The organism is Methylobacterium oryzae, from assembly GCF_021398735.1.
Classification (GTDB): domain Bacteria; phylum Pseudomonadota; class Alphaproteobacteria; order Rhizobiales; family Beijerinckiaceae; genus Methylobacterium.
Genome location: NZ_CP090349.1, coordinates 2,841,336 through 2,867,645, shown reverse-complemented (window position 1 = coordinate 2,867,645; position 26,310 = coordinate 2,841,336). Strand labels below are relative to the sequence as shown.

The 26,310-nt window shown below is 73.4% G+C and carries 19 protein-coding genes; 7 read left to right on the top strand and 12 right to left on the bottom strand.

Annotation, left to right across the window (positions count from 1 at the left end):
* Window positions 1-65: 65 nt before the first annotated feature.
* Window positions 66-956, top strand: coding sequence for an aldo/keto reductase family oxidoreductase (locus LXM90_RS13750; RefSeq protein ID WP_234082887.1), 891 nt, complete (start codon window positions 66-68; stop codon window positions 954-956).
* Window positions 957-1,114: 158 nt separating this feature from the next.
* On the opposite strand, the gene LXM90_RS13745 is transcribed toward LXM90_RS13750, so the two are convergent.
* From LXM90_RS13745 to LXM90_RS13715, 7 genes are all read right to left on the bottom strand, one after another.
* A complete protein-coding gene (locus LXM90_RS13745) occupies window positions 1,115-2,344 on the bottom strand; it encodes an ABC transporter substrate-binding protein (RefSeq protein ID WP_234082886.1) in 1,230 nt (409 codons plus the stop codon).
* A gap of 268 nt (window positions 2,345-2,612) precedes the next feature.
* Complete coding sequence (locus LXM90_RS13740; RefSeq protein WP_042671508.1) at window positions 2,613-3,500, bottom strand: 3-keto-5-aminohexanoate cleavage protein; 888 nt, start codon at window positions 3,498-3,500, stop codon at window positions 2,613-2,615.
* Window positions 3,501-3,518: 18 nt separating this feature from the next.
* Window positions 3,519-4,277, bottom strand: a complete 759-nt coding sequence (locus LXM90_RS13735) for an SDR family NAD(P)-dependent oxidoreductase (protein WP_020092354.1) — start codon at window positions 4,275-4,277, stop codon at window positions 3,519-3,521.
* Window positions 4,274-5,224 carry a 3-hydroxyacyl-CoA dehydrogenase family protein gene (locus LXM90_RS13730; RefSeq protein WP_020092353.1) on the bottom strand — a complete coding sequence of 317 codons (951 nt, stop codon included), beginning with the start codon at window positions 5,222-5,224 and terminating at the stop codon, window positions 4,274-4,276. Before LXM90_RS13730 ends, LXM90_RS13735 begins: the two co-directional genes overlap by 4 nt.
* A 64-nt stretch (window positions 5,225-5,288) precedes the next feature.
* Window positions 5,289-6,140, bottom strand: coding sequence for an AAA family ATPase (locus LXM90_RS13725; protein WP_020092352.1), 852 nt, complete (start codon window positions 6,138-6,140; stop codon window positions 5,289-5,291).
* 233 nt (window positions 6,141-6,373) lie between these two features.
* Complete coding sequence (locus tag LXM90_RS13720) at window positions 6,374-7,015, bottom strand: hypothetical protein (RefSeq protein ID WP_020092351.1); 642 nt, start codon at window positions 7,013-7,015, stop codon at window positions 6,374-6,376.
* Window positions 7,012-8,271 (bottom strand): hypothetical protein, encoded by a 1,260-nt coding sequence (locus LXM90_RS13715; protein ID WP_020092350.1) that lies wholly within the window; start codon window positions 8,269-8,271, stop codon window positions 7,012-7,014. The genes LXM90_RS13720 and LXM90_RS13715 overlap by 4 nt, the downstream gene beginning before the upstream one ends.
* 310 nt (window positions 8,272-8,581) lie before the next feature.
* Here LXM90_RS13715 and LXM90_RS13710 point away from each other — a divergent pair, with 310 nt between their 5' ends.
* Complete coding sequence (locus LXM90_RS13710; protein WP_020092349.1) at window positions 8,582-10,426, top strand: cation:proton antiporter; 1,845 nt, start codon at window positions 8,582-8,584, stop codon at window positions 10,424-10,426.
* Between the two features lie 63 nt (window positions 10,427-10,489).
* Here LXM90_RS13710 and LXM90_RS13705 read toward each other — a convergent pair whose 3' ends face one another.
* Window positions 10,490-10,897 (bottom strand): hypothetical protein, encoded by a 408-nt coding sequence (locus LXM90_RS13705; RefSeq protein ID WP_020092348.1) that lies wholly within the window; start codon window positions 10,895-10,897, stop codon window positions 10,490-10,492.
* 335 nt (window positions 10,898-11,232) lie between these two features.
* On the opposite strand from LXM90_RS13705, the gene LXM90_RS13700 reads away from it, so the two are divergent.
* Window positions 11,233-12,408: a vWA domain-containing protein gene (locus tag LXM90_RS13700; protein ID WP_020092347.1), complete on the top strand. Its 1,176-nt coding sequence runs from the start codon at window positions 11,233-11,235 to the stop codon at window positions 12,406-12,408.
* Between the two features lie 169 nt (window positions 12,409-12,577).
* On the opposite strand, the gene LXM90_RS13695 is transcribed toward LXM90_RS13700, so the two are convergent.
* Together LXM90_RS13695 and LXM90_RS13690 are read right to left on the bottom strand one after the other, a co-directional pair.
* Window positions 12,578-12,898, bottom strand: coding sequence for a 2Fe-2S iron-sulfur cluster-binding protein (locus LXM90_RS13695; protein ID WP_020092346.1), 321 nt, complete (start codon window positions 12,896-12,898; stop codon window positions 12,578-12,580).
* 133 nt (window positions 12,899-13,031) lie between these two features.
* Window positions 13,032-13,352, bottom strand: coding sequence for an Hpt domain-containing protein (locus tag LXM90_RS13690; protein ID WP_020092345.1), 321 nt, complete (start codon window positions 13,350-13,352; stop codon window positions 13,032-13,034).
* A 288-nt stretch (window positions 13,353-13,640) separates the two neighbouring features.
* On the opposite strand from LXM90_RS13690, the gene LXM90_RS13685 reads away from it, so the two are divergent.
* Window positions 13,641-21,044 (top strand): hypothetical protein, encoded by a 7,404-nt coding sequence (locus LXM90_RS13685; protein WP_234082885.1) that lies wholly within the window; start codon window positions 13,641-13,643, stop codon window positions 21,042-21,044.
* A 71-nt stretch (window positions 21,045-21,115) separates the two neighbouring features.
* On the opposite strand, the gene LXM90_RS13680 is transcribed toward LXM90_RS13685, so the two are convergent.
* Both LXM90_RS13680 and LXM90_RS13675 read right to left on the bottom strand, forming a co-directional pair.
* On the bottom strand, window positions 21,116-21,556 hold the full coding sequence (locus LXM90_RS13680; protein ID WP_020092343.1) for a DUF1489 family protein: 441 nt from the start codon (window positions 21,554-21,556) through the stop codon (window positions 21,116-21,118).
* Between the two features lie 103 nt (window positions 21,557-21,659).
* Entirely contained in the window at window positions 21,660-22,958 is a 1,299-nt protein-coding gene (locus LXM90_RS13675; protein WP_020092342.1) for a hypothetical protein, read from the bottom strand.
* A 145-nt stretch (window positions 22,959-23,103) separates the two neighbouring features.
* Between LXM90_RS13675 and LXM90_RS13670 the strand changes: the two genes are divergently transcribed.
* Genes LXM90_RS13670 through LXM90_RS13660 form a run of 3 tightly spaced genes read left to right on the top strand, consistent with a single transcriptional unit; the run spans window position 23,104 to window position 26,302 of the window.
* The gene (locus LXM90_RS13670) at window positions 23,104-24,279 is read left to right on the top strand and encodes an MFS transporter (protein ID WP_020092341.1); all 1,176 of its coding nucleotides are present in this window, start codon (window positions 23,104-23,106) and stop codon (window positions 24,277-24,279) included.
* A gap of 48 nt (window positions 24,280-24,327) precedes the next feature.
* Window positions 24,328-25,482, top strand: a complete 1,155-nt coding sequence (locus LXM90_RS13665) for an ABC transporter permease (RefSeq protein WP_026604795.1) — start codon at window positions 24,328-24,330, stop codon at window positions 25,480-25,482.
* Window positions 25,483-25,492: 10 nt separating this feature from the next.
* Window positions 25,493-26,302, top strand: a complete 810-nt coding sequence (locus tag LXM90_RS13660; RefSeq protein ID WP_020092339.1) for an ABC transporter ATP-binding protein — start codon at window positions 25,493-25,495, stop codon at window positions 26,300-26,302.
* Window positions 26,303-26,310: the final 8 nt, after the last annotated feature.

Sequence of the window (26,310 nt, the reverse complement as noted above, 5' to 3'; positions counted from 1 at the left end):
GATTGTCACGACTTATCGGCGCAAAGCGTGGCGTCTACATCCGGAGCGCCAACAGGAGATCCGTCATGACCGCCATCACCGCCATCACCGCCGACATCGCGCAGGCCGGGACCTTCCCCCTCGGTGGCCGGAAAGTGAAGCGACTCGGCTACGGGGCCATGCAGCTCGCCGGGCCCGGCGTGTTCGGGCCGCCGAAGGACCGCGCGGCGGCGGTCGCGGTGCTGCGGGCGGCCGTGGCGGCGGGGGTCGACCACATCGACACGAGCGACTTCTACGGGCCGCACGTCACCAACCAGATCATCCGCGAGGCGCTGCACCCCTACCCGGACGGGCTCGTGATCGTCACCAAGGTCGGCGCCACGCGCGGGGCCGACGCCTCGTGGAACCCGGCCTTCTCGGCCGCGGACCTCACCCGGGCGGTCCACGACAACCTGCGCAACCTCGGCGTCGACGCCCTCGACGTGGTCAACCTGCGCCTGATGTTCGACGTCCACGGCCCCGCGGAAGGCTCGATCGAGGCGCCGCTGACGGTGCTGGCGGATCTCCAGCGCCAGGGGCTGATCCGCCGGATCGGCCTGAGCAACGCGACGCCCCGGCAGGTCGCGGGCGGGCGGCGGATCACCGACATCGTCTGCGTGCAGAACCAGTACAATCTCGCCCATCGGGGCGACGACGCCTTCATCGACGATCTGGCGGCGGCCGGGATCGCCTACGTGCCGTTCTTCCCCCTGGGCGGGTTCAGCCCGCTGCAGTCGGACACCTTGTCGGCGGTGGCGGCCGGGCTGGGCGCGACGCCCATGCAGGTGGCGCTGGCGTGGCTGCTGCGCCGGTCGCCCAACATCCTGCTGATCCCGGGGACGTCGTCCCTCGGCCACCTCCGCGAGAACCTCGCGGCGGCCACGCTCGCGCTCCCGGATGAGGCGATGGCGGCGCTGGATCGGATCGGGGCGGCGTGAACGGTTCCCGTCCGGACGCCTCGGTTGCGGTCTCCCTCACCGTCATCACGAGCGCAGCGATGTGACCCAGGGCAGCGCGACGACGGCGGGCGTCGCGCCGTCTGGTTCGCTTCGCTCCGCTCGCAAGGACGGCGGTGCGGAAAGGAGCGACCCGAGGCCTACTTCGCCGTCATGCCGGCCACCATCGGGCAGCCGCCCTCGCTCATCGGGCGGAAGGCCTGCTCGGCGGGGATCGTCTCCAGCACCTTGTAGAGATCCCACGCGCCCTTCGACTCGGAGGGCGCCTTGGCCTCGAACAGGTACATCGGGTGGATCTTGCGCCCGTCCGGCCGGATCGTGCCCTTGCCGAACAGCGGGTCGTCGGTCGGCATCTCTTTCATCTTGGCGACCACGGCAGCGCCGTCCTTGGCCGAGTGCAGGGCCGCCACCGCCTTCAGGTAGTGCAGCGTGCTGGCGTAGACGCCCGCCTGGTACGAGGTCGGCTTCTTGCCGGGCATGCGCTTCTCGAACCGCTCCGCGAAGGCCCGGGTGCCGTCGTTGAGGTCCCAGTAGAACGAGGCGGTGAAGGCGAGGCCCTGCGCCACGTCCAGGCCCAGCGAGTGGATGTCGGTGATGGCGATCAGCAGGGCGGCGAGCGTCTGACCGCCCTGGCGGATGCCGAACTCGTGCGCCTGCTTGATGGCGTTGGCGGCGTCGAGCCCGGCATCGGCGAGCCCGATCACCTGCGCGCCCGAGGCCTGGGCCTGGAGCAGGAACGAGGAGAAGTCCGGGTTCGGGAACGGCGTGCGCACGCCGCCGACGACCGTGCCGCCGTTCTTCTCCACCACCGCCTTGGTGTCGCGCTCCAGGGCGAGGCCGAAGGCGTAGTCGGCGGTGATGAAGTACCAGGACTTGCCGCCGCGCTTGAGGATGGCCTTGCCGGTGCCGTTGGCCAGCGCCGCGGTGTCGTAGGTCCAGTGCACGGTGTTGGGCGTGCAGGCCGGGCCGGTGAGGTCGGCGGTGCCGCCGCCCGAGTTGATGAAGGCCTTGTTCTTCTCCTTGGTGATCTGCGCGATGGCGAGCGCCACCGAGGAGGTCGGCACGTCGAACACCGCGTCGACGCCGTCGCGGTCGTACCATTGCCGGGTGATCGAGGCGCCGACATCGGGCTTGTTCTGGTGGTCGGCGGCGACGACCTCGACCTTCAGCCCGTGTTCCTCCGGCTTGAAATCCTCGACCGCCATGCGGGCGGCCACCACCGAGCCCTCGCCGGTGGAGTCGAAGTAGACGCCGGAGCGGTCGTTCAGCACGCCGATCTTCACCGGCACGAGGTTGGCCGCGAGCGCCGCGCCGGCGCCGAACGCGCACAAGCTCCCGAGCAGCGCCGCGGCGCGGTGGCGGAGCGTCATGTCTCTCTCCCTGTCGTGTCCACTCGGCGGCGTTGATCGCCGCTCGGAATGTTTCCGAAGGCAGAGTATCCGTGGCGGTCCGCGGCTGAAACGGGTGCGCGTGAGGATGCCGGCGATCCGTCAGGGGCAGCCCTCCCCGCCCGAGACGACACCGCCGTCTTTGCGAGCGGAGCGAAGCAATCCAGCAGCACCACACTCGCCGAGGTCGCGCTGCCCTGGGTCGCTTCGCTGCGCTCGCGATGACGGGTGAGCGGCGGCGATCGGCCTCTCAACCGCCCCGCGGCGCCAATCCGAAGATCGCCCGCGCCTGATCGGGCGTGGCCGGCTCCCGGTCGATGTGGGCCAGCAGGCTCACCGCCTTCTCCACCAGGGCGGCGTTGCTCGGCGCGAGCGTGCCCCGGGACAGGTACAGGTTGTCCTCCAGCCCGACGCGGACGTTGCCGCCCATGCCGGCGGCGACCGCGAGGATCGGGAACTCCTCCCGGCCGATGCCGAAGGCCGACCAGACCGCGTCCTCCGGCAGCCGGGCGCGCATCGCCACGAGGGCTTCCGGCGTCGCGGGCGCCCCCCAGGGGATGCCGAGGCAGATCTGGAACAGCGGCGGGCGCGCCAGATGCCCCTCGGCGATCAGGTGCCGGGCCAGCTCGATCTGGCCGAGATCGAACACCTCGATCTCGGGCTTCACGCCCGCGTCGCGGATGTGGCCCGCCATCGCCCGCAGGTGGCCGGGGGTGTTGAGGAACAGGTGCTCGCCGAAATTCATCGTGGCGATGTCGAGGGTGCAGATCTCCGGCCGCAGCGCGCCGACATGCCGGGTGCGGGCCTCCGGTCCCACGAAGGTCGTGCCCGGGCCGGCGACCGACGGGTCGGGGTCGCCCGGCACGAACCGGCCCCCCGCCCCCGTGGTCAGGTTGAGGATCACGGCGTCGTTCTTCTCGCGGATCCGCTCCACCACCTCGCGGTAATGGGCGAGCTCCATGCTCGGCGCGGCCGTCTCGGGGTCGCGGACGTGGATGTGGACCACGGCCGCCCCGGCGGCGGCGGCCTCGAGGGCTGACTGCGCGATGGCCTCCGGGCTCACCGGCACGGCCGGGTTCTTCCGCGGCGTGTCGAAGGAGCCCGTGAGGGCGCAGGTGATGACGGTGGTGCTCGCCATGTGTGTGCTCCCCGCGCGTCAGATCGCTCCGCCGTCGACCGTGATGGTCTCGCCCGTGATGTAGGCCGCGCCCGCGCCCAGGAAGAAGATCGTCTCGGCGATGTCCTCCGGGCGGGCCATGCGGCCGAGCATCGTGCGCCCCACGGTCGAGGCCTTGCGCTCCTCCGACCAGGGCTCGGTCCAGGGCGTGGCGACGAGGCCGGGCGCCACCGCGTTGACGCGCACGTCCGGCGCCAGCGCCCGGGCGAGGCTCCGGGTCAGGTTGATCAGTCCGGCCTTGCTCGCCGAGTAGGCGACCGACGAGCCGCGCCGCCCGAGGCCGGCCACCGACGCGGTGTTGACGATGGCGCCGCGGCTCGCCTTGAGGGTCGCGGCCGCGGCCTTCGCGCAGCGGAACGGCCCGAGCAGGTTGGTCGCCAGGATCGTGGCCCAGAAATCCTCGGTCATCGCGTCGAGGTCCTCGAAGGCGATGGGCGTGGTCGTGCCCGACGTGCCGGCATTGTTGACGAGCACGTCGAGGCCACCGAGCCGGTCGATGCCGGCCGCCACCATCGCCTCGGCCTCGCCCGCCCGCGACACGTCGCCGGGCAGCGCGATCACCGAGAATCCGGCGCCGGCGAGCCGGGCGGCCTCTTCGGGGCCGCGGGGATCGTCCGGCAGGTGGTTCAGCGCCACGGTGGCGCCGTTGCGGGCGAAGATCGCGACGGTCGCGAGCCCGATCCCCGACGAGGCTCCGGTGACGAGGACGCGCCGTCCGGACAGGTCCGCTCCGATCATGATCCCTCCATCCGGCCGATCCCGGCCATCGCCGCCTTGAGCGCCAGGAGCTTGCGGTCGCGTTCGCGGAACAGCTCTTCCGGCGGCCGCCCGCCCCAGTCGAAATAGCCCTTGCCGGCCATCACCCCGGTCCGGCCCTCGGCGCAGAGGGCGTCGAGGGTCTCGGAGCGGGTGCGAGGCGGCGGCGGCGCGTAGCTGCCGTTGGCGAGCGCCCGCTGCGTCAGCTCCAGGCCGGTGAAGTCCGCCTTGGCGAGGTGGCCGAGGATCGGGATGCGCAAGGCGAGCCCGTGGATGATCGCGTCGTCGATGTCCTTCGGCGCGGCGACGTCCTCGTCGAGGAGCCGGAACACCTCGGCGCTGATCGCCTGCTGGATGCGGTTGGCGACGTAGCCCGGGATGAAGCGCTTCAGCACGATCGGGACCTGGCCCAGGCCGCGCACGAACTCGGCCATGGCGGCGACGACCGCCGGGTCCGTGCCGGGCCCCGGCACCACGTCGACGAGGTCGACGATGTAGGGCGGCGTGTACCAGTGCAGGATCAGCGCCCGCGCCTGCCGGGCTTCCGGGATCAGCGGGAAGACGTCGAGGTAGCTGGTGTTGCTGGCGAGGATCGCGTCGGCCGGGCAGAGCCGGTCCAGCTCGGAGAAGAGCGCGCGCTTGGCCTCCGGGTTCTCGGTGATCGCCTCGATCACGAGGCCGGCGCCCGAGACCGCCGCGTCGAGCGCCGCCTCGACCCGGACGGCCCGGGCGAGCCGCGCGGCATCCCAGCCCTCCGGGGCGGCGCCGGCCTCCCGCAGGGTCGCGAGGGCGGATTCCATCAGGCCGGGGATCCGCGCCCGGGTCTCGGGCCGCGTGTCGGTGATCCGCACGCCGTGGCCGGCGAGCGCCAGCACCAGGGCGATGCCGTGCCCCATCACGCCGCCGCCGACGATCGCGATCTCGCCCATGCCGCACGCTCCTGTCCCTGCCCCGGGCTCCTCTCGCGGGAATCCTCGGGTCGTCCGTCCGGCCTCAGCCGCCGCGCTGGTCCCGGCGCATCATGAAGGCCAGCTTCTCGAACAGGCTGACATCCTGCTCGTTCTTCAGGAGCGCCCCGTGCAGCGGCGGGATCAGCTTGCGGCCGTCCTGCTCGCGCAGGGTCTCGGGGGTGATGTCCTCGGAGACGAGGAGCTTCAGCCAGTCGAGCAGCTCCGAGGTCGAGGGCTTCTTCTTGAGGCCCGGGACCTCGCGCATCGCCAGGAAGGTCCGCAGGGCCTCCTCGACGAGGCGGTGCTTGATGCCCGGATAGTGGACGTCGACGATGCGCTGCAGCGTCTCGGAATCGGGGAACTTGATGTAGTGGAAGAAGCAGCGGCGCAGGAACGCGTCCGGCAACTCCTTCTCGTTGTTCGACGTGATGATCACGATCGGCCGGCGCACGGCCTTCACGGTCTCGCCGGTCTCGTAGACGTGGAACTCCATCCGGTCGAGTTCGGTCAGCAGGTCGTTGGGGAACTCGATATCGGCCTTGTCGATCTCGTCGATGAGCAGGACCGGGCGCTCGGGCGCGGTGAACGCCTCCCAGAGCTTGCCGCGCCGGATGTAGTTGGAGATGTCCGAGACCCGAGGGTCGCCGAGCTGGGAGTCGCGCAGGCGCGAGACCGCGTCGTACTCGTAGAGCCCCTGCTGCGCCTTGGTGGTCGACTTGATGTTCCAGACGATCAGCGGCGCGCCCAAGCCCTTGGCGATCTCTTCGGCCAGCACGGTCTTGCCGGTCCCGGGCTCGCCCTTCACGAGGAGCGGCCGCTCCAGGACCACGGCGGCGTTGACCGCCGCGGTGAGGTCGGGGGTCGCGACGTAGGTCTCGGTTCCGGAAAAGCGCATCGCGGTCTCGGAGAGAGGGGCTCGGGCCAAGGGGTAGCGCGCCGCGCCGCCGGGCCGCAAGCGCCGTCCCCGTCCGGCCGTCCCAGTCGGTGCCGGCTGATGCGCCCGCCCGATGGTCCACGCCGTCATCACGAGCGAAGCGAAGTGACCCAGAGCAGCGGGACGTTCGGAGGCGGGGCGCTACCCTGGATTGCTTCGCTTCGCTCGCAAGGACGGTGGCGCCGCGAGCGATCTCAGCCCTTCTCGTGCCAGACGCAGTTCCGGGCGAGGATCTCGAGGTTGACGTCCGACTTCTGCGGCTGCGGCAGGGTCTTGCCGTCCATGGCCAGGTCGATCTTGATCTCGACCTGGCCCTTCGCCTCGTTGGAGCGGCGGGAGAAGTAGCAGTACTGCTGGTAGGGCTGCTCGGCGCTGTCCTTGAAGTTCCAGCCGGTCACGATCTGCCCGTCGAGGTAGGGCACCTGCTTGAACACCGTGAAGGTCGTGTTCACCGCGGCCTTGGAGGCCGGGGCGGCGTCGTTGCCGAGCTGCGCCTTGGTGGGCGTCGGCGTCGCCGGCGCCTTGGGCAGGCCCTCGAGCTTGAGGGTGTTGTCGGTGAGCGTGACTTCGCCCTTGGTCTTCAGGGTCACGTCCGAGAGCGCCGCCTGCATGGCGGCGGCGATCTTCTCGGCGGCGGTGTCGAACTGGTTCAGGGTCGCCCAGCCGTAGGCCGCCGCGCCGACGCCGATGCCCGCGAGGCACGCGAAGGCGCCGAAGCCCAGCGCCCGGAACAGGAAGGCCCGGGCCGCGACGTAGCTCGAATCCGCCCGCAGGCGGGAATTCACCTGCTGGGCGAGGGCGATGTTCTCGGGGGTCCCGCTCGCGACGTAGTTCATGCGCCGGCTCCAGCGGCAGGGAGGGTCGGGCCCGGATGGGTCTGGTTCGGCAGCGCCTGCTGGCCCTGGGCCGGCCGGTTCATCGGGATCACCGCGCCCGACGCGTTGGCGGCGCGCGGCAGGATCGGCTCGGGGTGCGAGCGCAGGGCGTCGGCGATCGCGTCGAGCATGTAGGGGGCCGCCTCCGGGTTCACGGCGGCGCCGAGATCGTCCTCGTCCATGAAGGTCCGGCGGGTCGAGACCGCGCAGAGCGCCAGGATCGTCGACGCGAAGGCGGCGCAGACCGCGGGCAGGAACACGAAGATCCGCAGGAAGGCGTGGACCTGGCTCTCGGTCACGTCGATCGGGTCGACGCCGTAGACCATGGCGGTGAAGGAGTGGAGCTGCGAGCGGTTGACCGCGTTGCGGTAGCCCTGCTCGGCATCGGCCACGCGGCGGTCGGCGGCGCCCGGATCGAGGGCGGCGCGCGCCTTGCGGGCCTCCTCCAGGTCCTTGATCATCCCGGCGCGGTCGGCGGACGCCTTGGCGACGCCCTGCGACAGGGCGGCGACGCGGGGATCGGCCACGCATTTCAGGTTCTGGTACTTCCGGCCCTTGCTGTTGGTGCCGAAGACCCGCTCGCAGCGCTGGGCCGGGAGGCCGGCGAGCTGCTGGGCGTTGTCGGCGGAGCGCTTCTCGATCTGGTCGAGCTCGGCCGTGTACTGCGCCACGCGCTCGTCGGCCGCCTTGATCCGGTCGCCGATCGTGGCGCGGTCGGCCTGGGCGTCCTTCAGGGCGGTCTTGGTCCGGGCCGCCTCCATCAGGCGGGGATGGAACATCATCTCGCCGAGCTGCGACACCGACTTGGTGGTCACGCCCGCCGCGAAGATGATGCCCAGCACGGCGAGGCCGCGCACGAAGTAGGAGCGCTGGGTCCGGGCCAGGATGCCGAGCGGCACGCGGCACAGCTCCACCGCGGCGTAGACCAGCGGCGCCAGCAGCATGAAGTAGAAGGCGTGCCAGTCGCCGTCGCTGTAGACGCCCGCGAACAGCCACGCGCCCCAGAGCGAGGCGCCGATCACCATGAACTCGACGAGGTACGCGATCGCCACGTAGCCCCACTTGATGCGGTAGCCCTTCTCGACGTGGCGCTGGTGCCGCCAGCGGTCCGACTCGAGCTTCCACTCGCGCTTCTCGCGCTCGAGGTCGCGGCTGGGGGGCGCTGCCGGACCGGCAAATATCGATTTGATGGAGATCATCGGCCTCGTCGCATCCATCCGGTCCAGTTCCGGGCCGAGCCCGGCCGAGCTTAACCCCCGGTTAACTCAGGCGTGTATGCGCGCATTGTGCCGATTTTGGGCCGCGTTGCACGCCTTCACCGCATGCCTCCTTTGGATGCCGTCCGCATCCCGCGTGCCGGTGACCGAAATGTCTCACCCGCGCCTGTATCCGGCTTGTGTCGGAACGCACGTCCGCGGGACCGGTCGCCGGCCGAATCCGGTTGCTCCGAGGGCGCCGCCGACCCATGATCGCGCGGCCGTGAGCGGCGCTCCCCACCCCCGAGAGACGAGGTTCGATCCGCCGCCGATGCCAGAGGTCCACGCCGGCTCCTACAAGGAAGCGATCCTGTTTCTCGTCACAGCGGGCATCGTGGTGCCGCTGTTCCACCGCCTGCGGATCTCGCCGGTGCTCGGCTTCATCGGCGCCGGGGCCCTGCTCGGACCCTTCGGCCTCGGCCGGCTGGCCGACACCTATCCCTCCGTGCACCTCTTCACCATCGGCAACCGGGCCGAGATCTCGCACCTCGCCGAGTTCGGCGTGATCTTCCTGATGTTCATGATCGGGATCGAGCTGTCGTGGGAGCGCCTGCGGGTGCTGCGCCGGCTGGTCTTCGGCCTCGGCTCCCTGCAGGTGGGCTGCTCCGCGCTGATCCTCGGGGCGATCCTCTACGGGCTCAACGTGCCGCTCACCGGCGCGGTGATCGTCGGCATCGGCCTCGCGCTGTCGTCGACCGCGGTGGTCCTGCCGGTCCTCGCCGAGCAGAAGCGGCTGAACGCGCCGACCGGGCGCACGAGCTTCGCGGTGCTGCTGTTCCAGGACCTGGCGGTGGCCCCGGCCCTGTTCGCGATCGCGGTGCTCGGCCGCGACGACGGCGGCGACAAGGGCTGGGCCCTCGCCCTGGCGCTGGGCCAAGCGGCGATCGCGCTGGCCCTGATCGTGGTGGCGGGCCGCCTCGCCCTGCGCCCGCTGTTCCAGCTCGTGGCGCGCACGCGCTCCACCGAGCTGTTCATGGCCGCCTGCCTGCTGGTCATCGTCGGCACGGCGCTGACCGCGGCGGCGAGCGGCCTGTCGATGACGCTGGGCGCCTTCGTGGCCGGCCTGCTGCTGGCCGAAACCGAGTACCGCCGGGCCATCGAGGCGACGATCGACCCGTTCAAGGGCCTGCTGCTCGGCGTGTTCTTCGTCTCGGTGGGCATGAACCTCGACCCGGCGCAGCTGATGGCGACGCCGGGGGCGATCATCGGCCTGTCGCTGGCGCTGGTCCTGATCAAGGCCGCCGTGGTGATGATGGCGGCCCCCGTGCTGAAGATCCCCCGGCCGGTGGCGCTGGAGACGGCGCTCCTCCTCGGTCCGGGCGGCGAGTTCGCCTACGTGCTGATCGGCGGCGCCATGGCCACCGGCCTGGTGCCGGAGGAGGTCGGCGCGGCGGCCCTCGTGGTGACCACGGTCACGATGATCATGATCCCGGCGCTCGCCGCCGTCGGCCGCCGGCTCAAGCTGCGGGCGACCGCCAGCGCCCAGGCCACCGCCAAGGCGGAGCCGGTGCCGGAGCGCGTGGGGAACCGGGTGATCGTCGCGGGGTTCGGCCGCGTCGGCCGGCAGGTCGGCGAGATGCTGGAGCGGCACAAGATCCCGTACATCGCCCTCGATTCCGACGCCGCGCGGGTGGCCGAGCAGCGCCGTGCCGGGGCGCCGGTCTATTTCGGCGACAGCGGCAACACCGAGATGCTGCGCCGCTGCGACATCGCCACGGCCCGGGCGCTGGTCGTCACCCTCGACAATCCCCGCGCCGTCGAGGCGGCGGTGGCGGCGGCCCGCGCCGAGCGGCCGGACCTGACCATCGTGGCCCGGGCCCGCGACGCCCGCCACGCCTCCTCGCTCTACGAGCTCGGCGTCGACGACGCGGTCCCGGAGACGATCGAGGCCTCGCTGCAGCTGTCGGAGGCCGTGCTGGTCGATGTCGGCGTGCCGATGGGGCTGGTGATCGCGTCGATCCACGAGCGGCGGGACGAGTACCGCGCCCTGCTGAAGAAGCGCGAGGGCGAGTCGAAGCCGATCTTCCGGGCCCGCCGGACCGTCGGGAAGGCACTCGGCAAGGCCCCGGTCAAGCGGGAGCCCGAGCGCCAGGAGGCGGCCGGCCAGGAGGCCTGAGGGGGCGGCCTAGAGGGGGCGGCCTGAGGCGGGAGATCCGAGCGGAGGTCCCGGGGGCCCCGCTCAGATCAGGACCGGGTGCGCGTCCTCGTGCTTGGCCCGCCGCGCCGCGCGGCTGCGCGGCGCCGGCTCGAACCCGTCGGCGAAGCTGCACCGGTAGACCAGCTCGTCCGCCGGCCCGAGGCCGGTGACCAGGGGCACCGTCACGGTGTCGCCGGAGAAGCGCCAGCCGCGGGCGCCCTTGTCCCAGTAGAGCCAGACCGTCCCGGGATAGCCCCGCAGGGTGAAGACCGCGGCCTTGCGCGACAGGGCCTGCACCGCCCGCGGGGCGTACATGCCCTTGTCGCGGTAGGCGTCCCGGGTCGCCTCCGGCTGGCGGTCCATGAAGGTGTTGCGCACCAGCTGAATCGTCGCCCCCGGCTTCCCGAGAAACCGCTTGAATTCCGTCAGATTCCGCAGGATGACCGCCATCGCAGGTCTCCTCGCTAGCTCCGTGTCGGCCGCGCTGCCGCGTCCGCACACACTCGATGTCCCGAGTTGAGCGATTCCCATGACCGATTGAGTGACTGGGCGAGGCTTGTCCGGTCACATATCAACAGATTCGACGACTTATGCCCAGGTTATGAGTCCCATCGGGTCGGAGAGACTCGTTTGGGCGCCGGAATCGGCGCTGCCGACGGGGCTGAATCTTGTCGACCATCGGCGAAGACTCGGAAGTCCTTCGGAAAAGTCCTGCCACGCTCGGCGGCGCGCCGACCGATTCGCGCGGGCTTGACCCGGACGCCCGGCTGGCGCGTTCTCCCGGCATGCTGCTGCAGTTCTTCACGGCCCTCCGGGACGCCAAGGTCCCCGTCTCCCTGAAGGAGTACCTGACCCTGCTCGGCGCCCTGGACCGGGGCCTCGCGGAGCACGACGTCGAGGCGTTCTACTTCCTGTCGCGCACCGCGCTCGTGAAGGACGAGGCGCATCTCGACCGGTTCGACCGGGTGTTCGGCACGGTGTTCAAGGGGCTGGAGACCCTGGGCGAGGCGGTCGAGCCCGCCGCGATCCCGGAGGAATGGCTCAGGAAGCTCGCCGAGAAGTACCTGACCGAGGCCGAGAAGGCGGAGCTGAAGGCGCTCGGCTGGGACAAGCTGTTCGAGACCCTGAAGCAGCGCCTCGCCGAGCAGAAGGGGCGCCACCAGGGCGGCTCGAAATGGATCGGGACCGGCGGCACCTCGCCCTTCGGCGCCTACGGCTACAATCCCGAGGGGATCCGCATCGGCCAGGACGGCAACCGCAACTTCCGAGCGGTGAAGGTCTGGGACAAGCGCGAGTTCAAGGACCTCGACGACGACCGCGAGATCGGCGCGCGCAACATGCGCCTGGCGCTGCGGCGCCTGCGCCGCTTCGCCCGGACCGGCGCGGCGGAGGAGCTCGACCTCGACGGCACGATCCGCGCGAGCGCCCGCCAGGGCTACATCGACGTGAAGCTGCGGCCGGAGCGGCGCAACGCCGTGAAGGTGCTGCTGTTCCTGGACGTCGGCGGCTCGATGGACTGGCACATCGAGCAGGCGGAGGCCCTGTTCTCGGCGGCGCGCTCGGAGTTCAAGCACCTCGCGCACTACTACTTCCACAACTGCCCCTACGAGGCGGTCTGGACCGAGAACCGGCGGCGCCACGAGGCCAAGACGCCGCTCCTCGACGTGATCCGCACCTACGGCAGCGACTACCGGCTCGTCTTCGTGGGTGACGCCTCGATGAGCCCCTACGAGATCGCGACGCCCGGCGGCTCCGTGGAGCACTGGAACGAGGAGGCGGGCGCCACCTGGATGCAGCGGCTCCTCGACCATTTCCCGAAGGCGGCGTGGCTGAACCCGGTGCCCGAGACGCACTGGGGCTACACCCAGTCGATCGGCATGATGCAGCGGCTTGTCGCCGGTCGGATGTTCCCCCTCACCCTGGACGGGCTCGACGCCGCGGCGCGGGCGCTGGTGCGATGACAGGTGCCTTTACGGCCTCACAGCGCGACGCGACCGGAGGCGATGCCGTCCTCGCGAGCGCAGCGAAGCGATCCAGCAGCGCCGCATACGCGGACGTCGTGCCACCCTGGGTCGCTTCGCTGCGCTCGCGAGGACGGGCGGGGATCGCGCGACCGAGACGGTTTCCGTCTCAGCCCTGCTGGGACGGCGTCGTCACCACGAGGCCGTCCATCGCCGGCGTGATCTTGATCTGGCAGGAGAGGCGGGAATTCTCGCGGACGTCGCTGGCGAAATCCAGCATGTCCTGCTCCATGTCCTGCGCCTTGCCGACCGTGTCGATCCAGGCGTCGGCCACGTAGACGTGGCAGGTGGCGCAGGCGCAGGCGCCCCCGCACTCCGCGTCGATGCCCGGGACGTTGTTGCGCATAGCCGTCTCCATCACGGTCGCGCCGACGCTGCCTTCGACGGTCCGTTCCGTCCCGGCGTGGTCGACGTAGGTGATCTTGGGCATGCTGGGGGCTCCGGGCTCGCGTCGAGCGCAATTTGTCCGACGGGCGGCGTGCCTGCTTGGCGGCTGGAAACGCGGAATGCAAGCGCGGCATTAGACACCGGTCCCGGATCGATCGCCGCATTGGGCGACACCGTCAGGCGCGCGCCTCCGCGATCTCCGCCAGCGCCCGCGCGACCGCGGCCGCGAGGTCGTCGACCGGCACCGCCCCGGTGCCGGCGCGCAGGCGCGTCTCCGCGGCGTCCGCGAGCGCCCGCACGTGGATCGCCCCGACGCCCGCGGCCGAGCCCTTCAGGGTGTGGGCGAGGTCGGCGCGCTGCGCCCGCGGCAGGGCCGGGTCGGCGAGGCGCGGCAGGATCGACCGGCACTGGCCGGCGAACAGCTCCAGAACCTCACGGGCCAGATCGGCGTCGCCGCCGGTCTGGGCCTCGAGTTCCGCGGGGTCGATGGCCTGCATGCTCGGGCTCCCGGCATCCGGATTCGTCGGGGATTGCGGATCTGATCCACACAATTCACCCCCTGATTCGCCGGGTGGGGATCGCGCCCGACCCCTCCCCTGCGGCAGGATGGTGGAGGCGGCGAGCGACGGGCCCGGTAACCATTCGGTTAACCTTTTCTGGGGCCGGTCGAGGGCTCGGGTATCGGCAGTCGCTGCCCGAGTTTAGTCTTGTAATGGTAAACGGGGCGTTGCGTCTCCGGCTCAAGCCTCTCCAGGCGCCGGTGAACCCGTGTAACGAGGCGTTGTATGGCGACCGAGAAGAAGCTGAAGGACCCGGCCGAGGCCGCGCTCTCTGCGATCGAGCAGGCGCTGAACCTCGACGCCCTGACGCCGAACGGCACCGACGGCCGCGCCGAGCCGCGCCTGCCCGATGTCGGTGACGCCGACCCGCTGCGCGACGGCGGTCTCGACGCCGGCCGGACCATGCCGCCGCGCCTCGACCTCGACCCGCCGCTCGCCTCCGACCTGCCGCCGCCGGGCCTGGACCGCCCCCGCCGCGAGGGCGGCCTCCTGCCCCCCGACCGCTCGCTCGTGGCCAACGACGACCGGCGCAACATCGGCATCCTGCAGCAGACCCTGCGGGTGCGCTCCTCGCCCAAGCCCTACCTGCTCGCCCTCGCGGCCGGCGCCGTCTGGATCGGCGCCCTGGTGCTGGTCGCGTGGTCGAAGTCCGACGGCGACCTGCGCGCCGTCCTGTCGGGCCTCTCGGCCCTCCAGGCGAGCGTCGGCGCCGCGGCCCTGTTCGGTCCGGTGGTGCTGTTCGTGATCGCCGCCATGCTGGCGGTGCGCGCCCAGGAGATGCGCCTCGTCGCCCGCGCGGTCGGCGAGGTCGCAGTGCGCCTGGCCGAGCCCGAGAGCTTCTCCACCGACGCGGTCCTGACCATGTCGCAGACCGTGCGCCGCGAGGTGGCGGCGGTGGGCGACGGCGTCGAGCGGGCGCTCGCCCGGGCCGGCGAGCTGGAGACCCTGGTGCGCGGCGAGATCGCCACCCTGGAGCGGGCCTATTCCGACAACGAGATCCGGATCCGCTCCCTCGTGGACGAGCTGGTGGCCCAGCGCGAGGCGATCGTCACCAACGCCGAGCGGGTGCGCAGCGCCATCACCGGGTCGCACCAGAGCCTGAGCCAGGACCTGGAGGGTGCCTCCGACCGGATCGTCTCCGCGGTGACCGGCGCGGGCGAGCGCGTGACCGGCGCGCTGGAGACCCGCGGCGCCGCGATCACCGCCTCCCTGGGCGAGGCCGGCGACCGGGTGGTCAACCTGATGACCGCCCGCGGCAGCGACCTGATCGACACGCTGGCGGCCACCAGCCAGGAGGTGCGCGGCAGCTTCCAGGAGGTCGGCGAGACCCTGACCCGCAGCTTCGAGGACCGCGCCGGCACGGCGACCGGCGCCTTCCAGGCCGCCGGCACCGCCCTGGCTGACCGCCTGTCGGAGAATGCCGGCGCCCTCACCCGGACCCTGGAGGAGACCGGCAGCCGCGTGAGCGACGCGCTGGAGCGCCAGGCCGGCACGGTGCGCGAGACCTTCGAGCGCTCCGTGACGGGACTCGAATCCGCCTTCCTGTCGCGCGGCTCGGAGCTGACCGAGCGCTTCGGCGCGATGGGCGCCGAGATCACCGCCCGCTTCGCCGAGACCGGCTCGGCCCTGACCCAGGACATCGCCGGCCGCGGCCTCGCGCTGCGCGCCGAGATCGAGAGCGCCGGCCTGTCGGTCGCCGAGACGATCGAGGGCCGCGGGCGCGACGCCCAGGCCGCCCTGGCGCTCGCCGCCAGCGGCGCCGGCGAGACCCTGGCGGCCCGCGCGGGCGCCGTGCGCGACGACCTCGTCGGCACCGCCGAGCGGATCGCCGAGGCCCTGTCGGAGCGCGGCGGCGCCCTCGCCGAGCGGATGGACGGCATCGCGGCGCGCCTCGACGAGACCGTGACGGTCCGGGCCGCGGACCTGGAGCACCGGGTCGCGGCGGCGGCCGAGCAGGCCGGCGGCAGCATCGCGCACCGGACCGAGACGGTCGCGGCCAACCTCGAGGCCGCCTTCGCGGCCCTGGGCCGGGGCTTCGAGACGGGGGCCTCCTCCGCGGTCCAGTCGCTGCGGGGCACCGTCGAGGGCCTGTCGGGCGAGATCGACGGCCGCACCGCCGAGGCGGTCGCGGCGCTCCGGCGCGGGGCCGAGGCGGCCACCGATGCCCTGCGCGGCACGGCCGAGGACGCCACCGGCGCGGTCGAGGCCCGGACCCTCGAGGCCGTGCGGGTGTTCGAGCGCCGGGTCGCGGATTCCGCCGCCGCCCTGTCGGCGCGGACCGAGGAGGCGGCCGCCGCGCTGCGGGCCGCCGCCGATCAGGCGAGCCAAGCCGCCGAGACGCAGACGCGGGACGCCGCCGCCCGGCTCGCCGCGGCCCTGGACACCCTGCGCAACGCCTCCGGCGAGGTCACCGGCGCGGTCGAGGCCGAGACCGCGATCCTCACCGCCCGGTTCCGCGACGCCGCCGACCGGGCCGGCACCGAGCTCGGCGCCCGCGGCACGGACGCCGTCGCGGCGGTCCGCGCCGCCCTGGACGATCTCAACCGCGAGCTCGCCGCCCGGACCGGCGACGCCACCGGCAGCCTCGCCGAGGCCGCCCGCGCGATCTCGGCCGACCTCGCCGCCCGGATCAGCGAGATGGAGGCGGCCTTCGGCGAGCACGGCCGGAGCGTCGCCGAGCTGCTCGCCGGCCACGCCGACGAGACCCAGGCCCGGATCAGCGGCACCGGCCGCGACATCGTGCTCGCCGTGGCGAGCCAGGGCGCCCGCATCGCCGACACCCTCAGCCAGACCGGCGCGAGCTTCGCCGAGACCGCCGACGGCCGGGTCCGGGCGATCGACGAGACGCTGGGCAACCGCCTCGCCGCCCTGCAGGAGACCATCGCCCGCGGCGACATCCTGGCCGACCGAATCAACCGCGACACCGCCGCGCTGGGCGAGACCGTCGGCGCCCGGCTGGAGGAGATGGACCGCCTCCTCACCGGCAAGGGCGAGGCCGTCGCCGAGACGATCGCCACCCGGGCCCGCGAGGCCGGCAGCCTGATCGAGACCCATCTCGGCGGCCTGGAGACGCGCTCGGCCGAGCGGGCCGCCGCCATCGCGGCCGCCGTGGCGGCGCTGGTCGGCCAGATCGACGACCATCTCGGCAGCCGCGCGAACGCCGTGGACGACGCGCTGCGCGCCCGGACCGACGAGATGGCCCGCGTCATGGCCGAGGGCCATCGCGGTCTGATGGAGATGCTGGAGGGCCGCACCTCCGGGCTCGGCCAGGACATCGCCCGCCACACGGGCGAGATCGCCCGGCGGATCGAGGAGAGCGCCGGCCATTTCGACACCGGCGTCATCGGCCGCCTGCAGGCGATCGCCGAGACCCTGGACCAGCGCGCCCGCCTCGTGGACGAGAGCTTCGGCGTCCAGGCCTTCGAGGCGATCCGCCTGATCGAGGCGCGCACCCGCGCGGTGGACGAGGAGCTGGCCGGCCGGACCCGCGACCTCGTGGCGATGATCGCCGACCGGACCGGCGGCCTCGACGGCGCCATGGCCGAGCGCGTCCGCGCCCTCACCGGCACCATCGAGGAGGCCACCCGCGGCCTCGAGGCCGCGCTGGCGAACCGCGCGGATTCGATGATCCGCCTGGTGGACGAGCGCACCGAGAACGCCGACGCGGCGCTGGCCGCCCGCACCGAGGCCGTGCACGCGGCCTTCGCGGAGCGCGCCGACCTCATCGGCCGCCTGATCGACGAGCGCATCGCCGCCATGTCGGGCGAGCTCGACGAGAAGGGCCGCGCCGTGTTCGGGGCGATCGGCGGCCGGATCACCGAGCTCGCCCGCCTGCTCGACCGCGGCGGCACCTCGCTGGCCGAACTCATCGACCAGCGCGGCGAGAGCGTGCTCGCCAAGCTCCAGCAGACCATCGCGGACGCCGAGCGGATGCTCGATGCCGGCGAGGGCCGCCTGGGCCACACCCTGTCGAGCCGCACGGCCGACATCAGCGGCCTCCTCGACGAGGGCGTCCGCTCGGTCCACACCCTGCTGGACGACCGGACCAACCAGATCCGCGTCCTGCTGGACGACCATGCCGGCACCCTGGCCGCCACCCTGGACGGCCGGATGGGCCCGATCCACGAGGCGCTGGACGGCCGCGGGCAGGCGATGGTCGCCGCCCTGGAGGGCGCGTTCGGCTCCGCCACCGGCGCCCTCGACGACCGCACCCGCCAGCTCGGCAGCCTGTTCGACGAGCGGCTGGGCCACCTCGAGAGCCTGGTCGACGGCCGCGGCACCCGCCTCGCCGACACCCTCACCGCCCGGGCCCAGGCCCTGCGCACCCTGTTCGAGGAGGCTCAGTCGGCCCTCGACGGCGTGGTCGAGGGCGGCGGCGGCCGCTTCGCCGCCGCGGTCGACGCCCGCATTCAGTCCCTCCGCGCGGTGCTGGAGGAGGCGCCCGCCGCCGTCTCCGCGCTGGTGGAGACCCGCGAGCGCCAGCTCGCCGCCACCCTCGACGCCCGCACGCAGCGCCTCCACACCCTGTTCGAGGAGGCCCAGGCCGGCCTGCGCGACCTCGTGGACGGGCGCGGCCAGGAGGTCGCCGACGCCATCGCGGCCCGGACCGAGGGCCTGCGCACGACCCTCGACGCGGCGCCCGCCCAGATGGCGGATCTGCTGGACACCCGCCTGTCCGACCTCCAGGGCCTGTTCGAGCGGGCGCAGGGCGAGATCGACCGCCTCGTGGACACCCGCGGCCGCCAGATCGCCGGCACGATCGAGCACCGCACCCAGGCGCTCCAGACCACGATCGAGGGCGTGAACCCGGCGATCGCCGGCCTGCTCGAGGAGCGCGAGAACCGCCTCGCCGAGACCCTCAAGGAGCGGACGGGCGAGCTGCAGACTCTGTTCGACCGGGTGCAGAACCGCCTCGGCGCCCTTGTCGAGGGCACCGGCCGCGACGTGTCCGAGCGGGTCGACGCGCGCGTCGAGACCCTGCGGGCGACCTTCGAGCAGGCGCGCGCCGCGATCGAGGGCCTGCTGGAGGACCGCGGCCAGGCCCTGGTGGCGGCCGCCGAGGGCCGGACCGGCGCCCTGGTGGAGGTGTTCGACGCCCGCCTGCGCGCCCTCGACGGTGCCGTCGAGGGCCGGACCGGCGCCCTGGTCGAGACCTTCGACGCCCGCCTGCGCGCCCTGGACGGCGCCGTCGAGGGCCGGACCGGCGCCCTGGTCGAGACCTTCGACGCCCGGCTGCGGGAGCTGGACGGCGTGGTCGAGGGCCGCACCGCGGCCCTGGCGCAGGCCGTCGAGGCGCAGAGCGAGGCCCTGGCCCGCGGCGTCGACGCCCGCGCCGACGCCTTCACGCAGCGCATCGACAGCCGCATGCGGCTGTTCGCGACCCTGGTGGCGCAGCGCGCCGACACCCTGGCCACCGCCTTCGACGACCGCCACGAGGCCTTCGCGGGCCTCATGGACGAGCGCACGGCGTCCCTGGTCGCCGCCCTCGACGAGCGGGCCCGCGCCCATGCCGAGCAGGTCGAGGCCCACAACGCGGCCCTGGCCGAGACGCTCAGCCGCCGCGAGGCCGCGCTCGCCGGCCTGATCGACGCCCGCACCGAGGCCCTCGGGGCCGGGTTCGAGCGCCGCGCCACGGCGCTCGGTGCCCTGGTCGACGCCCGCGGCGAGGCCCTGTCCCGCCGCCTCGCCGAGAGCGCCGAGACCCTGGTGCGCGCCATCGAGGAGCGCGGCGGCGCGCTGCTCGCCAGCGTCGAGGGCAGTGGCCGCGCCGTCGGCGACAGCCTGGAGGGCCATGTCGAGCGCCTGCGCAGCGCCATCGACGGGCCGATGATGGACCTGTCGCGGGCCCTGTCGGACCGGGCCGAGGCGATCGAGCGGACGCTCGCCGAAACCGGAATGCCGCTCGCCGAGAGCCTGCGGGAGCGGACCGAGGAGCTGGCCGTGCAGTCGCGGGCCTCGGCCGAGCTGCTGCGCGCCGCCGTCGAGGACGGCGCGGGCCGCACGCTCTCGGAGCTGTTCGAGACCAACGACCGGATGGGCCGCGAGCTCGGCGCGCTGCTGCAGCGGATCGAGGCCGCCAACACGGCGCTGACCGACCTCGTGGCCGGCGCCGACACCAACCTCGGCGCGATCGAGCAGGGTCTCGCCGGCCGGATCGAGCAGGTCCAGGGGGCGCTGGAGCGCATCGCCGCCGAGACCGGCCGGGCCAGCGCCGGCGTCTCGGCCCAGGTCGAGGCCCTGCGCGGCGCCGCCGACGGGGCGCTCAGCGAGGCCTCGCGCCTCGCCGAGACCCTCGACGGCCGCGGCCGCTCCCTCGGCGAGCAGACCGCCGCGCACGTGGCGGCCCTCGACCGGGCCGCGGCCTCGCTGGCGGCCATCGAGGAGCGCCTGGACTCGGCCCTGTCGGGCCGCGAGACCAAGCTGACCGAGGCTCTGGCCGCGTTCGAGGCCCGGGCCGCCGCCCTGGAGCAGAACGGCACCGCCCTGGCCCAGACCATCGAGCAGACCCTGCGCGCCGCCGAGGAGCGTGCCCGCAGCGTCGGCGAGTCCCTGGCCCAGTCGGCCCAGGGCGCCGGGGCCTCGGTGACGAGCGCCTTCGCCGACCTGAAGGACAGCGCCAGCGCCGAGGGCGAGAAGGCCGCCCAGGGCGTCCGGCAGGTCATCGAGGAGGCGGCCCGCGAGATGCGCAGCGGCTTCCAGGAGGCCCAGGCCAGCTTCGGCGACTCCTTCTCGGCCCTGCGCGAGATGGCGGGCTCGATCCGCGGCGAACTCGACGCGACCCGCGCCGAGCTCGCCAAGGGCGTCCTCGAGCTGCCGCGCGAGACGCAGGACGCAACCGGCGAGATGCGCCGGGTGGTAGCGGACCAGATCAAGGCCCTCAACGAGCTGTCGTCCCTGGTCTCCCGCTCCGGCCGCTCGGTCGACGTCGCCCAGCCGCAGGCGCAGCCCCAGCGCCGGGTCGCGGAGAGCGGCGGCCGCGCCGTCGCGGCGGCGGCGCCCGCCGCGGCCCCGGTCGCACCGGCGATGCCGACGGCGGCCCCCGCGGCTCCGGCCCTGCCGGCGCCCGCGGCGACGCCGCGGCCCGCCGCGGCCAAGATCGAGGCGCCGCGCCCGTCCGCGACCGCCCGCCCGGCGCAGGCCGGCGACAAGCGCGGCTGGCTGTCCGACCTGCTGACCCGCGCCTCGCTGGACGACGACGAGGAGCCGGCGGCCGACGCGCCGGCCGCCGCCCCGGCGCCCGCGCCGGCGGCCCGCCGCCCCGCGGTGGCGGCCGCCGAGACCGGGCGGATCGCCCTCGACACGATCTCGACCGACATCGCCAAGATGATCGAGCACCGGACCGCGGTCGACCTGTGGGAGCGGTACCGCCGGGGCGAGCCGAACCTGTTCGACCCGCGGATCTACACGCCGCAGGGCCGGGCCACCTTCGCGGAGATCCAGCGCCGCTACAGGACCGACGCGGAGTTCCGCCGCAGCGTCGACCGCTACGTCAGCGAGTTCGAGCGCCTGCTCGGCGACGTGGTCAAGAACGACAGCGACGCCAAGCGCACCGACGCCTACCTGACCTCGGAGACCGGCAAGGTCTACACCATGCTGGCCCATGCCAGCGGGCGCTTCGACGGGGCGTAGGACCGATCCCGCCGGGGCCGCTCGCGGCGCCGGCGGGCGCCTGACCGGGGGCGACGAGACCCGTCGCGCCCTCACAGCAGGCCGAGGCCGACCAGCTCGCGCCGCAGGGCCTCGGGCATCTCGGCGAGGTCTCCCGAGGCCTCGGCCCCGAGATCGGCCGGCGCGTCGCTGGCCGTCAGGTAGCGCCAGCCCTGGAACGGCCGGTAGGGCCGGGGCGCCACCGGGACGAGCCGGGGATCGAAGACCAGCCGGCAGCGCGGGATGCCGTCCGCGTCGGTGAGCGGCTCGATCGCGGTGATCGCCTGCCGGCAGGACAGCGTCCCGCGGATCACCCAGTAGATCGAGCCCTGACCGGTGATCTCCCGGTGGCGCTTGGGCAGGGTGCGGGTGACGTGGAACGGCGCCGCTTGCCGGCCGTCCCGGAGCGCCTCCGCGCGGAAGCGGGCCTGCCGGGCCTCGAGATCGGCGATGGTGGCGGGGCCGACGCAGAGCTTGATCAGGTGCAGGGCCACGGATGCGCGTGCTCGGGGGTGCCGGGGGCGCCCCTGATAGCAGGGTCCGCGCCGGCGCGCGCCTGTCGAACTGCGCCGGAGCGCCGGCGCCGGGCCGGACCCGTCAGGCGAAGAGCGCGAGCCGCTGCTCCGGCGTCAGCGCGTCGATCTCGGCGAAGCTCAGGGCCGGCTCCTCCGGCGGCATCGCCGGCTGGGGCGCCGCTGCGACGGTCTCGCCCCAGGTGAGGTCGACCACGTCCGGCGCGATGTCCTCCTCGACGTCCGCCTCGACGTCCGCCTCGAACGCCTCCTCGATCGCGGTGGCGGGCTCCGGCGCGTCCGCGGCGGACGGATCGGCGACGGGAAGGGAGGCGACCTCCGGAGCCGGCTCCGGCTCCGGGGCGGCCTCGAGATCGACCGCCCAGTCCGCTTCCAGATCGGCCTCCGAGCCGGCCTCCAAGCCGGCCTCTAAGTCGGCCGCGGGTGCGGCCTCCGACCCGTCCCCCGGCGCGGCGAGGTCCGGCTCCGGGGCGAATGCCAGCGCGGCCACTCCCCCCGGCTCGGACACGGCGTCCGGCTCGGCCTCTGCCACCGGCTCCGGCGCGGCCGGCGCTTCGGCCGCGACCTCTGTCTCCGGCTCGGCCTCCGGCGCCCGGGCCTCCGCCTGGACCGGCAGGAACACCAGATCCTCGTGCAGCGCCGGGCTGCCGGGGCGGGCCACGAGGGCCGCCACCGTGACGGCCGGCACGTCCATGGCGATGTAGCGGTCGATGTCGCTCTGGTTCAGATCGGCCGGCTCGCCGGCCGGCCGCGCGCCCCGGTGGGGCGGCACCCGGACCGCGTCCTCGCCCCAGATGGCGATCATCGCGGAGACCCGGTCCTCCAGGTAGCGCAGGGTGTAGACGATCCGGGCGGTGCGCTGCGCGGTCAGGTCCTGGAAGGAGCAGGCGGTGTAGATCGCGGTCGCGTGGCGGTCGAGGGCGTCGCAGGCCTGCGCTTCGGCCCCGTGCTCGCGCAGGGTCCAGGCCGCCTCCTGGATCGACTCGGCGGCGCTGAGGATGTCGGAGGTGGCCTGCTCGGTCTCGCGCACGATGGCGTCGAGGGCGAGGGACGCCTGCGTCAGCCGGGTCTCGTCGCCGTTCGGGGTGTTGAGCGCCGCGATCTCGCCCTTGGTCCGGCTGATCGCGTCGGCCATATCGAGGAGATTGCCGCGCAGGTGCCCGAAGGCCTCCTGCCCGCGGTCGGCGGTGACGCTCCGCTCCAGCCGCGCGATCGCCCCGAGCAGCACCTCGGTCTCGGCGCCCCGGTTGCGCCGGGCGTACTCGGCGAGGAACCAGCGGCCGCGCTCGCTGGCGCTGATCGTCGCCTCGATCGCCTCGTACTCGGCCGAAGCGTGCGCGCTCGGGTTGACGGAACCGAACATGGGCCTCTCTGGACGCTGAATGCGGGCGCGGCGGCGGCCCCGATGCGCGCCAATCGCGGCGAATTTGACAGAGGGCCTTTAACGGGCGCTTACGGACGCCGTCCCGGTCCCACCTCCCTGCTCACCCCGCTCGTCGAGACCCGCCTTGCCCCGCCCGTCCGGCCCGGCGCGCCTGTCGCTGCTCTACGCCGTGGTGTTCACCGAGATCGGCATCGCGATGCCGTTCATGCCCCTGTGGCTCGACGCCCTGGGGCTCGATGCCCGGGTGATCGGTCTCCTCCTCGCCCTGCCGATCGCCACGCGGATCGCCGCCACGGCGCCGCTGATGAGCCTCCTCGACCGCGGCCTCGGGCCCCGGCGGCTGATCCTGCTCGGCAGCCTCGCCCTGAGCCTGACCTACGCGCTGATGCCCGCCGCGGCCGGGATCGGGTGGCCGCTGCTGGCCGGGCTGATCGTGCTCAACGCGGTCGCCGGCGCGCCGCTCGTGCCCTGCATCGACTACCTGACGCTCGCGGCCGTGCGCCAAGACGCCCGCCTGACCTACGCGCGGATCCGGATGGCGGGCTCCATCGCGTTCCTGCTGGCGAACCTCGCGGGCGGGCTGCTGCTGACGGCGCTCGGCGGCCGGCTCGCCGTGCCGCTGCTCCTGACCGGCCTCGCCCTCGGCGCGGGTCTGGTGGCGTGGCGCAGCCGCGCGGTGGCGGCCCTGCCGCCGTCGGCGGCGGGCGACGGCCGGACGCGGCTGCCGCGGCGGCTCTGGCTGTGCATCGGCGCGGCGGCCGCGATCCAGGCGAGCCACGGGGCGATCTACGGGTTCGGCAGCATCTACTGGACCGGCCAGGGCATCCCGCCGACCTGGGTCGGCGCGCTCTGGGCGACCGGGGTGCTGGCCGAGATCGCCCTGTTCGCCGGCCTCCCCGCCCTGCCCGCCGCCTGGCGCGGCCCGGTGCGGCTCCTCGGCGCCGGGGCCGTCGCGGCGATCCTGCGGGCGATCGGCATGTACCTCCTCGGCGACCATCTCGCCGCGCTGGTGCCGCTCCAGTGCCTCCACGGCCTGACCTTCGGGGCGACCCAGCTCGGCGCCATGGCGGCGGTCTCGGCCTACGCCCCCGACGGCGCGCGGGGCCGGGCGCAGGGCACGCTCAGCGCGGTCAATGCCGGGATCTCGGTGGTCGCGACCCTGGGGAGCGGCGTCGCCTACCGGGCCGGCGGCCCCCTCGCCTTCCTGCTGATGGCGCCGCTCGCCGCCGCCGGCCTGGGCCTCGCCCTGGCGTCCCGCCGCGCGCGGGGGGTGAGGTTGGAGACGGATCGTCAACCGTAATGTCGTCATAACCGCCGGGCAGGGTGGTGCCTCGATCGAGGAGTATGGGTGTTGCTGAGCGAGGGCACTGTTCCCGGCGCCTTGGCCGGCGCCGCGCTGCGGGACCGGTCGGCCGACGGCCGCCTGGCGCTCGACGGCCGCTGGACCGCCGACCAGGCCCCGACCGTCGAGGCCGCGGCCGCGCGCATCGCGGCGGCCGGCCGCGCCGGGCCGGTGGCGGTCGACCTGTCGGGGATCGAGCGCCTCGACACGCTCGGCGCCTGGGTCCTGGAGCGGACCCGCGCCGAGATCGAGCAGGCGGGCAGCGCCCTCACCTATCTCGGCGCCCGCCCGGAGCACCGCACCCTGCTGGGCGAGGTCCGGCTGCGCGAGCCGGACGCGCCGCCGCCGCGGCGGCACGGCCCGGTCGTCGGCCTGCTCGACTCCACCGGGCGCCGGACCGTGCAGGGCGGCCGCGAGTTCGTCACCGCCCTCGCGTTCCTGGGCGAGCTGATCGCCGCCTGCGGGCGCGTCGCCCTGCGGCCCGGCACGTTCCGCGGCAACGCCCTGATCAACCAGATCCAGCAGGTGGCGCTCAACGGCACGCCGATCATCGTGCTGATCTCGTTCCTCGTGGGCGGCATCGTCGCCCAGCAGGGCATCTTCCAGCTCCAGCGCTTCGGCGCCCAGACCTTCGTGGTCAACCTGATCGGCCTCCTGATCCTGCGCGAGATGGGCGTGCTGCTCACCTCGATCATGGTCGCCGGCCGCTCCGGCTCGGCGATCACCGCCGAGATCGGCTCCATGCGCATGCGCGAGGAGGTCGACGCGCTCCGGGTCATGGGCCTCGACCCCGTCGAGATCCTGATCGTGCCCCGGGTGCTCGCGCTGATGATCGGCCTGCCGATGCTGACGCTGATCGGCGACCTCGCGGCGCTCGCCGGCGGCGGCCTCACCGCGATGCTCTACGGCGGCCTGACCCTCGACCAGTTCCTGGTCCGGCTCCAGGCGGCGGTGGGCGTCCACCACGTCATGGTCGGCCTGATCAAGGCGCCGTTCATGGCGCTGACGATCGGGGTGATCGCCACGATCGAGGGCTTCGCGGTCGAGGGCTCCGCGGAATCGCTCGGCCGTCACGTCACCGCGTCGGTGGTGAAGTCCATCTTCATGGTCATCGTCCTCGACGGCCTGTTCGCGGTGTTCTTCGCCGCGATCGATTTCTGAGGCCGCCGCGATGAATGCCCCGATGACCGCCTCGCCGAATGGCCCCGCCCCGATCATCCGCGTGCGCGACCTCGTGGTCGGCTTCCGCGACCGCAACATCCTGAAGGGCCTGAGCCTCGACATCCGCGCCGGCGAGATCCTGGGCTTCGTCGGGCCCTCGGGCCAGGGCAAGTCGGTGCTCACCCGGACGATCCTCGGCCTCAACCCGAAGCGGGCCGGGACCATCGAGGTGTTCGGCCGCGACGTCGACGCGCTCACCTACGCGGAGCGGCGCCGGATGGAGCAGCGCTGGGGCGTGCTGTTCCAGCAGGGCGCCCTGTTCTCGGCTCTCACCGTCAAGCAGAACATCCAGGTGCCGATGCGCGAGCACCTGAACCTGTCCGAGCGCCTGCTCGACGAGTTCGCCCGGCTGAAGATCGAGATGGTCGGCCTGAAGCCCGACGCCGCCGACAAGCTGCCCTCGGAATTGTCGGGCGGCATGATCAAGCGCGCGGCGCTCGCCCGCTCCCTGGCGCTCGATCCCGAGATCCTGTTCCTCGACGAGCCGACCTCGGGCCTCGACCCGATCGGCGCGGGCGAGTTCGACGACCTCGTCTCGACCCTCAAGGAGACGCTGGGGCTGACCGTCTTCATGGTCACCCACGACCTCGACAGCCTCTACACCGCCTGCGACCGCATCGCGGCGCTCGGCGACGGCCAGATCATCGCCGCCGGCACGATCGACGAGATGCTGGCGAGCGACCATCCCTGGCTGCGCTCGTACTTCCACGGCAAGCGCGCCCGGACCATCGCGACGGGGGGCGCCTCGGCCCATGCCTGATCCCATGC

Bases quoted from the DNA above. Each gene is read 5' to 3' on its own strand.
- LXM90_RS13740 (WP_042671508.1), bottom strand. From the start codon at position 3,500: ATGGCGAGCACCACCGTCATCACCTGCGCCCTCACGGGCTCCTTCGAC.
- LXM90_RS13750 (WP_234082887.1), top strand. From the start codon at position 66: ATGACCGCCATCACCGCCATCACCGCCGACATCGCGCAGGCCGGGACC.
- LXM90_RS13695 (WP_020092346.1), bottom strand. From the start codon at position 12,898: ATGCCCAAGATCACCTACGTCGACCACGCCGGGACGGAACGGACCGTC.
- LXM90_RS13675 (WP_020092342.1), bottom strand. From the start codon at position 22,958: ATGTTCGGTTCCGTCAACCCGAGCGCGCACGCTTCGGCCGAGTACGAG.
- LXM90_RS13730 (WP_020092353.1), bottom strand. From the start codon at position 5,224: ATGGGCGAGATCGCGATCGTCGGCGGCGGCGTGATGGGGCACGGCATC.
- LXM90_RS13690 (WP_020092345.1), bottom strand. From the start codon at position 13,352: ATGCAGGCCATCGACCCCGCGGAACTCGAGGCCCAGACCGGCGGCGAC.
- LXM90_RS13705 (WP_020092348.1), bottom strand. From the start codon at position 10,897: ATGGCGGTCATCCTGCGGAATCTGACGGAATTCAAGCGGTTTCTCGGG.
- LXM90_RS13660 (WP_020092339.1), top strand. From the start codon at position 25,493: ATGAATGCCCCGATGACCGCCTCGCCGAATGGCCCCGCCCCGATCATC.
- LXM90_RS13715 (WP_020092350.1), bottom strand. From the start codon at position 8,271: ATGGATGCGACGAGGCCGATGATCTCCATCAAATCGATATTTGCCGGT.
- LXM90_RS13725 (WP_020092352.1), bottom strand. From the start codon at position 6,140: ATGCGCTTTTCCGGAACCGAGACCTACGTCGCGACCCCCGACCTCACC.
- LXM90_RS13710 (WP_020092349.1), top strand. From the start codon at position 8,582: ATGCCAGAGGTCCACGCCGGCTCCTACAAGGAAGCGATCCTGTTTCTC.
- LXM90_RS13700 (WP_020092347.1), top strand. From the start codon at position 11,233: ATGCTGCTGCAGTTCTTCACGGCCCTCCGGGACGCCAAGGTCCCCGTC.
- LXM90_RS13720 (WP_020092351.1), bottom strand. From the start codon at position 7,015: ATGAACTACGTCGCGAGCGGGACCCCCGAGAACATCGCCCTCGCCCAG.
- LXM90_RS13745 (WP_234082886.1), bottom strand. From the start codon at position 2,344: ATGACGCTCCGCCACCGCGCCGCGGCGCTGCTCGGGAGCTTGTGCGCG.
- LXM90_RS13685 (WP_234082885.1), top strand. From the start codon at position 13,641: ATGGCGACCGAGAAGAAGCTGAAGGACCCGGCCGAGGCCGCGCTCTCT.
- LXM90_RS13735 (WP_020092354.1), bottom strand. From the start codon at position 4,277: ATGATCGGAGCGGACCTGTCCGGACGGCGCGTCCTCGTCACCGGAGCC.